This is a genomic window from Candidatus Ulvibacter alkanivorans (assembly GCF_003333325.1).
GTDB lineage: Bacteria > Bacteroidota > Bacteroidia > Flavobacteriales > Flavobacteriaceae > Ulvibacter_A > Ulvibacter_A alkanivorans.
Genome location: NZ_QOLC01000080.1, coordinates 49,325 through 62,503, shown reverse-complemented (window position 1 = coordinate 62,503; position 13,179 = coordinate 49,325). Strand labels below are relative to the sequence as shown.

Below are 13,179 nucleotides of genomic sequence, written 5' to 3'. Positions count from 1 at the left end.
CAATCTGAATTATTAAAAGATGAAACGTGTAGTTGTCGGACTTAGCGGCGGAGTGGACTCCAGTGTTGCAGCCTATCTTCTGAAAGAGCAGGGATACGATGTTATTGGCCTGTTTATGAAAAATTGGCACGACGATTCGGTTACTATTTCTGATGAATGCCCTTGGTTAGAAGATAGTAATGACGCTATGTTGGTCGCTCAAAAACTAGGCATCCCTTTTCAAACAGTCGACCTTAGTGAACAATACAAGGAAAAGATCGTTGATTATATGTTCCACGAATATGAAATGGGAAGAACACCTAATCCTGATGTGCTTTGTAATCGTGAGATAAAATTCGATGTGTTTATGAAAATTGCACTCGAATTGGGAGCCGATTATGTGGCTACGGGTCATTATTGTCGTAAGGATGAATTGAAAGACAACGGCACAACTACGTATCGACTACTTTCCGGAAAGGACCCAAATAAAGATCAATCTTATTTTTTATGTCAGTTGTCACAGGAGCAATTGGCGAAGACCCTTTTTCCGGTTGGTGAGTTATTAAAACCCGAAGTGCGTAAAATTGCTTCAGAACAAGGGCTAATTACAGCAGAGAAAAGGGACTCGCAAGGGTTGTGTTTTATCGGAAAGGTACGACTGCCCGAATTCCTTCAGCAGCAGTTAGCGCCAAAAGAAGGAGTTATAGTAGAAGTTCCGGCCAATCTTGCTACCTACACTAATGAATCGCCCGAGTTTGCTTCCGAAGAAGAAAAACTAAGCTATCTCTCCCAAAAACCAAGCTACTCCACAACCGATGGCAAGATAGTGGGAAAACACCAAGGAGCCCATTATTTTACAAAAGGACAACGCAAGGGTTTAGCCGTAGGTGGGACCAAAGAACCTTTGTTCGTTATAGAAACCGATGTTGACTCTAATGTGATTTACACCGGACAAGGAAAAGATCACCCGGGATTGTATAGACGCGGTCTTTATGTAACACAGGAAGAAACGCATTGGGTTCGGGAGGACCTACGATTGAGTGAAGGAGAAACTATGGAAGTAAAGGCTCGAATTCGATACCGACAACCCTTAGAGGACGCAACCTTGCATCAAACTGCTAATGGACTTTATGTTATATTTGTGAATCCGCAATCAGCGATCACCGAAGGTCAATTCGTGGCTTGGTATCTTGGTGAAGAACTAATTGGAAGCGGTGTAATTGCTTAAAAAAATACAATGAAAAAGAACTTAATTATAATACTACTCTTTTTGGTCTCTATCGGTGGATACGCCCAAGAAGACGCACTGGTGTTTTTTACCGATAAGGAGAACGTAGATGCTTCTATTGCTAATCCAATAACCATACTAACGCAAGAGGCGATCGATCGAAAACAACTTCATAATGTACCTATCGATGAACGTGACGTGCCGGTAACCGAAAGTTATATAACACAGTTAAAGAATACTGCGGGCATAACCGTTCATGCCAAGTCAAAATGGATGAACGCTGCGTATGTACGGGGTTCACTATCTAATATTCAAGATCTAACGAATCTTACCTTTGTGACCGGTGTAGAGTTTCTCGATAAGAGTTTAAATTTTTCAGCTCCTGCGCAAACAACCACCAGCAAATTTGAGCAAGAGTCTCGTATCGATTACAATTATGGAGATGCGACCAATCAAACTGAAATGATCGCTGTGGATTTTTTACATGAACTCGATTTTACGGGAGAAGACATGGTAGTCGCTTTTATGGATAGTGGATTTCCTAATATTGATACGAACCCTGCTTTTTCTGAAATGATTTCTGAAGGACGTCTCTTAGGTACGTACGATTTCGCCGAAAGACAAATCGATGTCGATGGAACGGGCTCGCATGGAAGTCTAACTTTAAGCAATGCGGCCGGTTTGTTAAACGGAAGTTTTGTTGGAACGGCACCTGAAGCATCCTACTATTTATTTAGGACCGAATTTGCTCCCAGCGAAAATCCCGTAGAAGAAGCTTGGTGGGTAGAAGCGTTAGAACGATCGGACAGTCTTGGAGTGGATGTGGTAAACACTTCCTTAGGATATCAAGATTACGATGATGAAGATTACACACATAGTTATAGCGATCTGGACGGGCAAACGACCATTGCTGCAAGAGGAGCGAACCACGCTTTCGATAAGGGAATGTTGTTGGTTACTTCGGCAGGAAATGATGGAGATAACAGTTTTGTATTTGCAGGAACTCCGGGTGATGCGCCGGGCATCTTAACCATAGGTGCAGTAGATTCGCAAGAAGATTATGCTTTTTTTAGTTCTATTGGTCCCACCGTAGACGGACGAGTAAAACCTGATGTAATGGCGCAAGGCCTAGGTGCAGCCGTAGTAGACCAAAACGGAAATGTAACGTCGGCCAACGGTACTTCTTTTAGTTCTCCCATAATGGCCGGAGCTGTTGCCAGTTTATGGCAATCGAGACCGGAAACACCCAACTATCAATTAATGCAGATTATTCGTGAATCTGCTCATTTATTTGAAAATCCAACCGACCAAATGGGCTATGGAATCCCTAATTTTGAAGCGGCTTACAATGCTTTGACCTTACTTGGAGTGGAGGAACAACTAAAAGCGCAACAATTCGCGATCTATCCAAATCCGATAAAAGATAAAATCAATGTTTCTTTTCCGCAAGGAGCGGAAGAAGCTGTGTTTACGTTATACAATGTGTTAGGTGAGCTGTTAGTGCGCAAGGCTATTACAAACGTGAAAAATACGATAAACGTTTCGGAATTAAGTACAGGAGTCTATATCGCGAATATTCGATCTAACAATCAAACTACAAGTTATAAACTAATAAAAGAGTACTAGTGCAAAACAAAATCACCGAACTTTTTAATATACAATACCCGTTAATTCAAGCGGGAATGATCTGGAATAGTGGTTGGCGATTGGCAAGTGCGGTAAGTAATGCCGGCGGATTGGGTCTTTTAGGGGCCGGTTCTATGTATCCCGAAGTGCTACGAGAGCACATTGTGAAATGTAAAAAGGCGACCACTAAGCCGTTTGGTGTCAACGTCCCAATGTTATATCCAGATATCGATACTATTATCGATATAATTATTGAGGAAGGTGTAAAGATCGTCTTCACATCTGCCGGAAATCCGAAAACCTACACCGCAAAATTAAAAGAGCATGATATTACTGTCGTGCATGTGGTAAGTAGTGTGAAATTCGCTTTAAAAGCTGAAGAAGCCGGAGTCGATGCTGTAGTTGCTGAGGGTTTTGAAGCTGGAGGGCATAACGGTCGTGAAGAGACTACGACCTTCACACTTATACCCATGGTTAAAGAACAAATTTCAATTCCGCTTATTGCGGCAGGTGGTATCGCAACCGGTAAAGGAATGTTAGCTGCCATGATACTTGGTGCCGATGGGGTACAGGTGGGCAGTCGTTTTGTTGCTTCGGAAGAATCTTCTTCCCATCGAAAATTCAAAAAGATGGTGGTAGAAGCGAAAGAAGGGGATACCTTACTTACGCTAAAAGAACTTGCACCGGTACGAATGCTGAAAAATAAATTCTTTGAAGATGTCATGGACCTCTATACAAAGAATCCTACCAAGGAAGATCTTATTAAATTACTTGGCCGAGCACGGGCAAAAAAAGGAATGTTCGAAGGAGACCTTGATGAGGGCGAACTTGAGATTGGTCAAATTGCCGGATTGATCCACAATATAAAACCGGCTGCAGAAATCGTAAAGGATATGGTTGGCGAATTTGAAGATGCTAAGAAACAAATGGCTAGGTTGTAATTGGATCGTTTATTGTTCCGGTTCGTGTTAATTATTCGTTAAAGCAATAATCTAAAAAACCATGATCTCATTATTAGCGTATATGCTAGTGTTATGTTGATTTAGAGATTAGTATACATAATTATTGATTTACGAATAAAGTGAGGTTTATTCGTGATACAAAGGCTGCCTTTCTGGCGGCCTTTTTTATTTCTAATTATTGAGCATTGGTTGGAGATCGGCGTCCTTATTTCGCAGATCCAGTCCACCCTCATAAACCGATTTTAAATTGACCAAGTAAAAGGACCAGCCGCGATCACAGCCAAGTCGAATATTTTGCTTTGATTTTTCATCGGTTGGAATATTAGTTTGCGATAAGGTTACAATGCTTCCTTTGTCATACGGCGCTATAGAAACATCTACATGGCAATTCCCCGCAAATGTAAATTGAATATGATCACTTCCATTGGCTTTCGTGATTGTTCCTTTTTCCGTGACATTCCATAGATGCCATTGCCACTCATACGTATCTCCAGCTTCAATCGCAGTTGCTTTTGACTTTTGGTTTCGGGATGCATCGTAATATTGGGCATCACTTAAGAACCATTTTTCGATCTCGCTTGGTATGGCCCAGGCGTTGTATAGCGTTTGTGGTTCTGTCTGTACCGCAATCTTTCTGCTAAATTGAGTCCAATCAAAGTTTTTCATAATCGCTAATTTGATGATTAAAGATACTCAATTTTACAACTGTAACTAAAAAAGCCCTCCTAGGAGGGCTTTTGTGTTATAGGTCGATCACGACTTGGTTTTTGATGATGTCGTCAAAAGTTTCTCGTTTTCTAATAAGATGTCCTTTACCCTCGTACCATAGTACTTCGGCAGGACGGTATCGAGAATTATAATTACTTGCCATGGTAAAACAATACGCACCGGCATTGCTAAAAGCTAAAATATCTCCTTCTCTTATTTCTGAAATTCGACGATTATTGGCAAAGGTGTCGGTCTCACAAATATACCCTACCACACTGTAAAAGCGCTCTCGCCCTTTCGGGTTCGAAATGTTCTCGATTTCATGTTGCGACCCGTACAGCATTGGTCGTATAAAGTGGTTAAAACCGCTATCTATCTGCGCAAATACCGTAGATGTGGTTTGTTTTACTACGTTTACTTGCGCCAAAAACGTACCCGCTTCACTCACTAAGAACTTGCCGGGTTCGAAAGCAAGTGTAAGCTCTTTACCATACTCCTTACAAAACTCGTTAAAGCGCTTGCTAAGTTTTTTCCCCAGTTCTTCTACGTTGGTTTCAATATCACCGGCTTTGTAGGGCACCTTAAATCCACTTCCGAAGTCGATAAACTCCAAATTATCAAAATGCTTGGCTGTTTCGAATAAGATCTCAGATGCATATAGAAATACATCAATATCTAAAATATCGCTACCGGTATGCATGTGGATACCGTTAATGTTCATCTTGGTATTCTTAACAATCCGTTCAATATGTGGTAGCTGGTGAATAGAGATACCAAATTTACTATCGATATGACCTACAGAAATGTTTGTGTTACCGCCCGCCATAACATGCGGATTAATACGTATGCAAACCGGTGTGTCCGGATAACGAGTTCCAAATTGTTCAAGGATCGATAAATTATCGATGTTTATCTGAACGCCTAACTGTGCCGCTTTTTCAATCTCCTCTAAGGACACACCGTTGGGTGTGTAAATGATGTGTTGAGGTGCTACCCCTGCCTCTAACCCTAGCCGAACTTCTTGAATGGACACGGTATCCAAGCCGGCACCAAGCTTATTTAAAAACTTCAAAACAGTAATATTAGACAGCGCTTTTACAGCATAGTGAATTCGTAACTGTTTGACTCCCTTGAATGCAGTGCTTAGACGTTTATATTGTGCCTCAATTTTTGAAGCATCGTAAACATACAAGGGACTTTCATATTCCCGAACTACAGACAAAAGGTCTTGGTGTGTCATTTTTTATTTGTTTTTGAATTAAGGGCGTAAAATTAATAGCTAGCGTAGGATTCTTCATTAAGAAAACCATAAAATTTTCAATTATTTTTTCTGAAAGCTTTTCCGAAGAACTCAACAAAAGAATGGTACAATCCTATAGAATTTGCTATTTTTGCTGATCTGAAAACGTATAACAGGCTATTATGAATCTACACGAATATCAAGGAAAAGAAATATTAAACAGTTTTGGAGTTGAGATACAACGCGGAATCGTTGCTACTACACCGGAAGAAGCAGTTAATGCAGCTAAAAAATTGACCGAGGAAACAGGTACCGGTTGGCACGTTATTAAGGCCCAGGTTCATGCAGGTGGACGTGGTAAAGGTGGCGGAGTAAAGCTCGCTAAAAACCTACAAGAAGTGGAGCAGATCTCAAATCAAATCATTGGTATGAATCTCGTCACGCCACAAACAAGTGCAGAAGGAAAAAAAGTACATCAAGTTCTTATAGCCGAAGATGTATATTACCCGGGCGATAATGAGCCTGAAGAGTATTATATGAGTGTATTGTTAAATAGAAGCACAGGCCGTAACATGATCATGTATTCTACAGAAGGTGGAATGGACATTGAAACAGTTGCCGAGGAGACACCGCATTTGATCTTTCATGAGGAAATAGATCCGGCGACAGGAATTTTACCTTTTCAAGCAAGACGTGTTGCTTTTAACCTTGGACTTAGTGGGAAGGCATTTAAAGAAATGACCAAATTCGTAACCGCGCTATACAAAGCCTATACGAATAGTGATTCTTCTTTGTTTGAGATCAACCCGGTATTAAAGACCAGTGATGATAGAATTATTGCTGTAGATGCTAAAGTAAGTCTAGATGATAATGCCTTGTTTCGTCATAAAGACTATATGGCGATGCGTGATAAGCGAGAGGAGAATCCCGCAGAAGTGGAAGCCAAAGAAGTGGGACTTAACTATGTAGATCTGGACGGAAATGTAGGATGTATGGTAAACGGCGCCGGACTGGCAATGGCAACTATGGATCTTATTAAACAAGCGGGCGGAGAACCGGCAAACTTCTTAGATGTTGGGGGTACTGCAGATGCCGAGCGCGTAGAGGCCGCATTCAAACTTATCTTAAAAGACCCGAATGTAAAAGCGATCTTGGTAAATATCTTTGGAGGGATCGTTCGATGTGATCGTGTAGCCCAGGGAATCGTAGATGCGTATAAGAATATGGGGAACATTGAAGTACCTATTATTGTACGCCTACAAGGAACCAATGCAGATATTGCAAAGGAGCTGATCGATAACAGCGGATTAGACGTTCAAAGTGCGATCGAGTTTCAAGAAGCTGCAGACAAGGTACAACAAGTACTTTCGTAATAAAACGCATAATTAGTTGAAAAGCCTTGAGTCAATCAAGGCTTTTTTTGTTGATAATCAAATGGTTGCGTTAAAATATTGTTAATCTTTTAAAATATTGGTAACATTTTGGCGGTCTAGGCTGTCTATTAAGTATATCAATCTTTAAAACGAATAGCATGAAAAAACTAAATGCACTTGTAGTGGCCTTTGCCCTACTAATTGGAACTAGCCTTTCGGCTGCTGCACTACCTGCAGTAAATGACGACAATCCTACAACGGAAGAATTTGGAAAACTACTTGAAAACCCTGATTTTAAGCTAGATCAGGAGATGTACGCACAAGTTTCATTTATTTTGAATGAAAAAAATGAAGTTGTAGTGTTATCTGTAGAAACTGCAAACCAAGAGTTAGAAGCCTTTGTGAAAAGGCGTCTTAATTATCATAAACTCGAGGTAGAACTGAAACAAGGTGTTTCTTATAAACTGCCAGTTAGAGTGACTATGTGACCTTAGAGTTTCAAAAAAAATTAAAATCCCGTTCTCATCAATCGGGATTTTTTTATTTTAGACCTATGAGAAACCAAGAAAACCAAGCACTTATTAGTGACCTAATTCAACTGGCTAAAGCCGACGAGAAGGTGACCGATAGTGAATATGATTTTATAGTGCGTATTGCCGCCCGTATGGGCGTTAGTTCAGAAGAAGTAAACACACTTTTTCACCATCCCCAACCTTCTAAAGTATTGTATACCGAATTAGAACGAATTACCCATTTCTACAAATTGGTGCTGGTAATGAACGTAGACAATGAAACGCATGAAAAAGAGATCGTCGCAGTGCGAAATTTCGGACTAAAACTAGGAATCCGTCCCGGTGTGTTAGATCAAATTTTGCAACGAATGGAAACATACGACAACAATGTGATCCCTACAGAGGAATTGATGAAGATCTTTCAGACCTATTACAACTAAAACCTATTGCTATACGCCTTTATGGCCTCAATGTCTTCTTCGGTGTCCAAAGCTTGCTGAGACACCTTCAGAAGCAGAGCGAGCTCATTTTCTATACACTCTTTATAGACTTCTCTGCAAACCGATTCCGATTTTAAATAATAGAGCATCCAAAGTAGTTTCTGAACTAAAATAGGATCGTGCTTACAATAGGTGCGAATAGATGCCATGACATTATAAAGCAGTTCTTCAAAAGTCACCACAGCCATCTTGATATAAGCTTTTTCCTCGTGGACCAACACGCCCGAATCTCGCTTTTTCATACGTAGCGCAAGTAGTTCGGTTAGGTAATCGATCGCATTTATAGCAGTCCCGGGATCGTTGATTCCAGGCGACATCGCTTTTACTATGATCTCGGTAATTTGCTTAAAGGCCAAGATATAGTTGTCCTCTACGAGTTCTCCGCGTGAAAAATTAATATTAGATAGGATCCGCTTTACCGATTCTTCATCCAATTCCTTCTCCGACTTGATGAACGGTGCATGTTGTAGGACAAATAACCCTTTAGGCACCATAAAGTAAAGTCGAGTATCAAGTTCCTTGCAAATTCCTAAGATGTTCTTAAAGGATATATTCTGAAAATAGCCACTTTTGATGGTGGTATAACTGTGCCAATTTGAAGTGTTCGGAAAGGATTCAAGTAGCGACTCATCTTTTTTATCTTCCTTTTCTATGGCTTCGGAAAGTCTACGTCTGGATTTGTCGAAAATATCATCCAATATATTATTGATCTGAATGCTTTGAGAGATATTGTGGATAAAATAGATGAACAAACATAGGCACAATATGGTAAGTATAATCCCAAGCAAAATGGAAAGCCCCGGAAGACTGTATTTTTCATCATCGGGTTCAATGGCGAATAACGTAAAAATGTTATACAATATAGTGGCTAGATAGGTGCCTAAGATAATCTGGTGCCGCTTGTCTGAGATAAGTCCGGGTAACAATCGCGGTGAGAAGTTGCTGGATGCCTGACTTAATAAGAGCATTACCATAGAGAAACTAAACACCATCATGGAGATGAGACCTCCAATGCAAACACTCATGATCGTAAGTGCGGTGTCTCCATCTTCAAGCAGTAGACTCGGCGCAACTTCCATCAACCGTTTTGAAATTCCGTTCCCTTCCAAAGAGACCATAGTGAAGGCCCAAATAATTCCTAAAACAGAAAGCAGAGTAGGGTAAAATGCAATTTTACTCTTAATGGTATTGAAAAAAGTAAGCAGTCTAATGTAGAGATGTTTCATAAAATCACAGCCAATTGACTTTAAATGTAGGTATATTCCTGACTGTTTTTCTTAAAAATGAATTAAAAATACTCGTCACTGATATTTCACAAGACAAAATGACTTGAAAAATTGATGGGTTAACGACAAAATGACTTGAAAATTGAAATGGAATTTAATTTGCTATACTCAGCTTGAAAAAAATGAGTATAAAATATAATATAATGATATGAAAGTAGTTAAAAGAAATAACGTTTGGTTCCCGTCAATTTTTGACGAGCTATTTAATGAAAATCGCTTGGATGTGCCTAATTATGAAAACTTTAGCATTCCAGCGGTGAATATTCAAGAGAATTTTGCGAACTTTGTAATCGAGTTGGCGGCTCCTGGATTAACGAAGGAAAACTTCTCAATTGAAGTAGATGATATGGTGTTAAATATCACTTCGGAAGTTGCTTCAAAAAGCGATTCAAAAGAGCAGGAAACTTCAGAAAAAGAAAAAGAAACGAAGTATACGAGAAAAGAATTCAACTATACTAGTTTTAAGCGATCTTTCAATTTGCCGGAAAATGTAAATACAGAAGATATCAAAGCGTCTTACGAAAATGGTGTCTTAACAATTGCCTTGGCAAAGAAAGAAGAGCAGAAAGAAATTAAAAGAATGGTTGAGATTTCATAATTGAAATTTAATTTGGTTAGTTAGTTGAAAATGACCACGCGCTACTCAATCGGTGCGTGGTTTTTTTATGCCCTAATGTTGCCGACCTCTGCGTCTTTTGCCTCCTGTACTTTGTGTCCTAGCGGCTTGAGGTATGTTCTTAGAATCTGAAACTGCGTCCTTGAGTCCTTGCAACTCTTTTTCGGTAAGATCTCTCCATTTCCCTACGGGTAGGTCTCCTAGGGTGATATTCATGATCCGAATGCGCTGCAATGCAGTTACCTCGTAGCCCAGATATTCGCACATCCTTCTAATTTGTCGGTTAAGCCCTTGCACCAAAACGATCCTAAAAATAAACCGACTTATCTGTTCAACCTCACATTTTTTTGTAACGGTATCAAGAATAGGAATTCCATTTCGCATCCTTTTTAAAAAGTCCTCGGTAATAGGACGATCAACCGTAACGATATATTCTTTTTCGTGGCGATTCCCAGCACGCAGAATTTTATTCACAATATCACCGTCATTGGTCATAAGTAACAGTCCTTCACTGGGCTTATCTAATCTTCCTACATGAAATATTCGCTCCGTGTGCCCTATAAAATCGACCACATTGCCTTTCACTCGTTGATCGGTAGTGCATGTAATCCCAACCGGTTTGTTTAACATGATATAGACAAGATTGTCATTTTCGGTGATCTTTTTGTTGTCAACCATGATCTCATCATCCGGCATAGCACGGTCTCCTAAGGTCGCAACCGTACCATTTATAGTGACACGTCCTTGCTCAATTAAAGTGTCTGCCTGTCTTCGCGAACAGTACCCACTGTCACTAATCGCTTTGTTTATTCGAACCGAATCTGGATGGTGTGTCATAAGACAAAGATACTCAATTAGCAGCCGAAAGTAAAAGGTTAAACTTCCATTAAAAAGAAGGTTCGAGCTACAGATTTAGCTATTTTTAAAACCGAATTATACCAAATCATATGGCAATTTTAGGATCTATTATAAAAAGTGCAATCGAATTAAGAGGTTCCCTTGTTTCTGAACCGTCTCCGGTAGAAGCACAAAAAGAAGTACTAATCTCACTGTTGGAAAAAGCAAAGGATACTGCCTTCGGAAAGTATTACGGTTTCCGGAAAATACTAGATGCTACAACCATAGAAAAAGAATTCGCTGAAACGATTCCTTACCATGACTATAATAAAATGAAAGAAGAATGGTGGAATCGTGTGCAAGACGGATTAGAAGATATAACCTGGCCGGGAAAACCTTCTTATTTTGCGTTAAGCAGTGGGACTACAGGTAAGACGAGTAAACGAATTCCGGTAACAGATGCGATGATCGATGCGATACGAACTACCGGGATAAAGCAGGTAGGAGCCTTGTCGAACTTCGACCTTCCTACCGACTTCTTCGAAAAGGAGATCATGATGTTGGGAAGCTCAACAGACCTGGAAGAGCGTGATGAATTTTTAGAAGGCGAAATAAGTGGTATAAGCGCAAGTAATATTCCGTTTTGGTTTCAAGGGTACTATAAACCGGGAGAGGAAATTGCGAAAATACCCGATTGGGACCAACGTGTGCAAACTATTGCAAAACGTGCTAAAGAATGGGATATTGGTGCCTTGAGCGGAATACCTTCATGGATGGAATTAATGATGAAAGAAGTGATCGCTTATCACAATGCAGATACCATTCATGATATCTGGCCAAACCTACAAGTATATACAAGTGGGGGAGTGGCTTTTCAGCCTTATGAGAAGAGTTTTAATAAGTTATTGGCTCATCCTATTACAGTTATCGATACCTATTTGGCTTCCGAAGGATTTATCGCCTTTCAGCAGCGACCCGAAACAACTGCAATGAAATTAGTAACCGATAATGGAATTTATTTTGAATTTGTACCCTTTAAACCAGAGTATATAAATCAAGATGGGTCGTTAGTTGATGATGCACCAGCACTTAGCTTAGGAGAAGTTAAAAAGGATACCGACTATGTATTGATCATGAGCACGGTGTCTGGGGCTTGGCGTTATTTAATAGGAGATACCATCGCCTTTACCGATGTAGAACGCGCAGAAATAAAGATCACAGGGCGAACAAAATTCTTTTTAAACGTCGTAGGTTCTCAATTGTCGGTCAATAAAATGGAAACCGCTTTACGAGAATTGGAACAAAAATTTGATATTGAGATCCCGGAATTCACTTTAGCTGCCGTAAAGATCGATGACGAATTTTACCACCATTGGTATTTAGGAACTGAAGGTGATATTGATAGCAGTAAACTTTCCGAAGCCTTAGACAATGCGCTTGCTACGGCGAATAAAAATTATAAAGTCGCTAGAGGAAAGGCCTTAAATGGGGTGAAAGTGCATAAGGTATCGCCAAATGTGTTTTACGAATGGAATGCCAAGAACAAGAAGAAAGGTGGACAAGTAAAAATGGAACGGGTAATGAATGAGGAAAAGTTTCAAGAATGGGAATCGTTCGTTGCCTCTATTAGCTAACTGCTTCTTCTAACGAACCTTCTTTTAATAGCTCCATTACCTCTTCGGGGGACATATATAATCTTCTAATTCGTTCTTTATATTTTTCTGAAATATGTGCGTGGTCCAAAATAAAATTCTTGGTTGCTAAAATATAATCGGCCATGCCATGCTGTATGGCATAAGTGTCTGCCGCACGTTCCACTTCTTTAATATGAGTTTTAGAAAAGAGATATTTAATTCCGAAGATCAACATACCAATACCACTACGATCGCGATAATCCATTACATGCCCTAGCTCATGTCCCAACCAACCCGTAATTACATCACTGGGAATATCGGCAATTGTAAATTCTTCTTGCTCGATCTGTATCTTTCTGCTTATTAGAATAATGTACGATCGATGCCTTCTTGGCTTAAAGAAACTTTTCCAAGTAGGTTGGGCTTGCATGGTCGACTTTTTTATATTGTCTTTAAACCGAAACGTGATCTCGCATTCGTGCAATTCAGGAAAATGTGACAGTGCAGTCATTGCTTCCTTCTTTATAGATTCAGGAATTACTTTGTTCGAGAGGTCTATTAACGCTTGTTTCTTCATGACCAAGAAGATATAAAAAGTAAGATTGAAATATGTTAAGGTCAGCATAAACATTACCGCAGCGTAAAAGGGAATGTCGTTGCTTCAAAAAAGAGAGATGA

General features: G+C 39.9%; 13 protein-coding genes. 8 read left to right on the top strand and 5 right to left on the bottom strand.

Annotation, left to right across the window (positions count from 1 at the left end; genetic code table 11):
* The first annotated feature begins 19 nt into the window (after positions 1 to 19).
* The 3 genes from mnmA to DWA30_RS07640 are packed head-to-tail and all read left to right on the top strand — an operon-like array spanning position 20 to position 3,774.
* The gene (gene mnmA / locus DWA30_RS07650) at positions 20 to 1,207 is read left to right on the top strand and encodes a tRNA 2-thiouridine(34) synthase MnmA (RefSeq protein ID WP_114491949.1); all 1,188 of its coding nucleotides are present in this window, start codon (positions 20 to 22) and stop codon (positions 1,205 to 1,207) included.
* Between the two features lie 9 nt (positions 1,208 to 1,216).
* Positions 1,217 to 2,833, top strand: a complete 1,617-nt coding sequence (locus DWA30_RS07645) for a S8 family serine peptidase (RefSeq protein ID WP_114491948.1) — start codon at positions 1,217 to 1,219, stop codon at positions 2,831 to 2,833.
* Positions 2,833 to 3,774 carry an NAD(P)H-dependent flavin oxidoreductase gene (locus DWA30_RS07640; protein ID WP_114491947.1) on the top strand — a complete coding sequence of 314 codons (942 nt, stop codon included), beginning with the start codon at positions 2,833 to 2,835 and terminating at the stop codon, positions 3,772 to 3,774. The genes DWA30_RS07645 and DWA30_RS07640 overlap by 1 nt, the downstream gene beginning before the upstream one ends.
* Positions 3,775 to 3,966: 192 nt before the next feature.
* Here DWA30_RS07640 and DWA30_RS07635 read toward each other — a convergent pair whose 3' ends face one another.
* Together DWA30_RS07635 and lysA are read right to left on the bottom strand one after the other, a co-directional pair.
* Positions 3,967 to 4,461, bottom strand: coding sequence for an SRPBCC family protein (locus tag DWA30_RS07635; protein WP_114491946.1), 495 nt, complete (start codon positions 4,459 to 4,461; stop codon positions 3,967 to 3,969).
* Positions 4,462 to 4,537: 76 nt separating this feature from the next.
* Positions 4,538 to 5,743 carry a diaminopimelate decarboxylase gene (gene lysA / locus DWA30_RS07630; protein WP_114491945.1) on the bottom strand — a complete coding sequence of 402 codons (1,206 nt, stop codon included), beginning with the start codon at positions 5,741 to 5,743 and terminating at the stop codon, positions 4,538 to 4,540.
* Between the two features lie 182 nt (positions 5,744 to 5,925).
* On the opposite strand from lysA, the gene sucC reads away from it, so the two are divergent.
* From sucC to DWA30_RS07615, 3 genes are all read left to right on the top strand, one after another.
* Positions 5,926 to 7,116, top strand: a complete 1,191-nt coding sequence (gene sucC / locus DWA30_RS07625) for an ADP-forming succinate--CoA ligase subunit beta (protein ID WP_114491944.1) — start codon at positions 5,926 to 5,928, stop codon at positions 7,114 to 7,116.
* Between the two features lie 158 nt (positions 7,117 to 7,274).
* Positions 7,275 to 7,604 carry a hypothetical protein gene (locus tag DWA30_RS07620; protein ID WP_114491943.1) on the top strand — a complete coding sequence of 110 codons (330 nt, stop codon included), beginning with the start codon at positions 7,275 to 7,277 and terminating at the stop codon, positions 7,602 to 7,604.
* A 65-nt stretch (positions 7,605 to 7,669) separates the two neighbouring features.
* Positions 7,670 to 8,068 (top strand): tellurite resistance TerB family protein, encoded by a 399-nt coding sequence (locus tag DWA30_RS07615; protein WP_114491942.1) that lies wholly within the window; start codon positions 7,670 to 7,672, stop codon positions 8,066 to 8,068.
* Here the strand turns inward: DWA30_RS07615 and DWA30_RS07610 are convergent.
* Positions 8,065 to 9,354: a DUF2254 domain-containing protein gene (locus DWA30_RS07610; protein ID WP_114491941.1), complete on the bottom strand. Its 1,290-nt coding sequence runs from the start codon at positions 9,352 to 9,354 to the stop codon at positions 8,065 to 8,067. The genes DWA30_RS07615 and DWA30_RS07610 overlap by 4 nt on opposite strands.
* Before the next feature lie 208 nt (positions 9,355 to 9,562).
* Here DWA30_RS07610 and DWA30_RS07605 point away from each other — a divergent pair, with 208 nt between their 5' ends.
* The gene (locus DWA30_RS07605) at positions 9,563 to 10,012 is read left to right on the top strand and encodes an Hsp20/alpha crystallin family protein (RefSeq protein WP_114491940.1); all 450 of its coding nucleotides are present in this window, start codon (positions 9,563 to 9,565) and stop codon (positions 10,010 to 10,012) included.
* Positions 10,013 to 10,084: 72 nt separating this feature from the next.
* On the opposite strand, the gene rluF is transcribed toward DWA30_RS07605, so the two are convergent.
* Positions 10,085 to 10,867: a 23S rRNA pseudouridine(2604) synthase RluF gene (gene rluF / locus DWA30_RS07600; RefSeq protein WP_114491939.1), complete on the bottom strand. Its 783-nt coding sequence runs from the start codon at positions 10,865 to 10,867 to the stop codon at positions 10,085 to 10,087.
* A 110-nt stretch (positions 10,868 to 10,977) separates the two neighbouring features.
* Between rluF and DWA30_RS07595 the strand changes: the two genes are divergently transcribed.
* Positions 10,978 to 12,501: a GH3 family acyl-acid amido synthetase gene (locus tag DWA30_RS07595; protein ID WP_114491938.1), complete on the top strand. Its 1,524-nt coding sequence runs from the start codon at positions 10,978 to 10,980 to the stop codon at positions 12,499 to 12,501.
* Here DWA30_RS07595 and DWA30_RS07590 read toward each other — a convergent pair.
* The gene (locus DWA30_RS07590; RefSeq protein ID WP_114491965.1) at positions 12,494 to 13,078 is read right to left on the bottom strand and encodes a hypothetical protein; all 585 of its coding nucleotides are present in this window, start codon (positions 13,076 to 13,078) and stop codon (positions 12,494 to 12,496) included. The two genes, DWA30_RS07595 and DWA30_RS07590, sit on opposite strands and share 8 nt — an antisense overlap.
* Positions 13,079 to 13,179 lie beyond the last annotated feature (101 nt).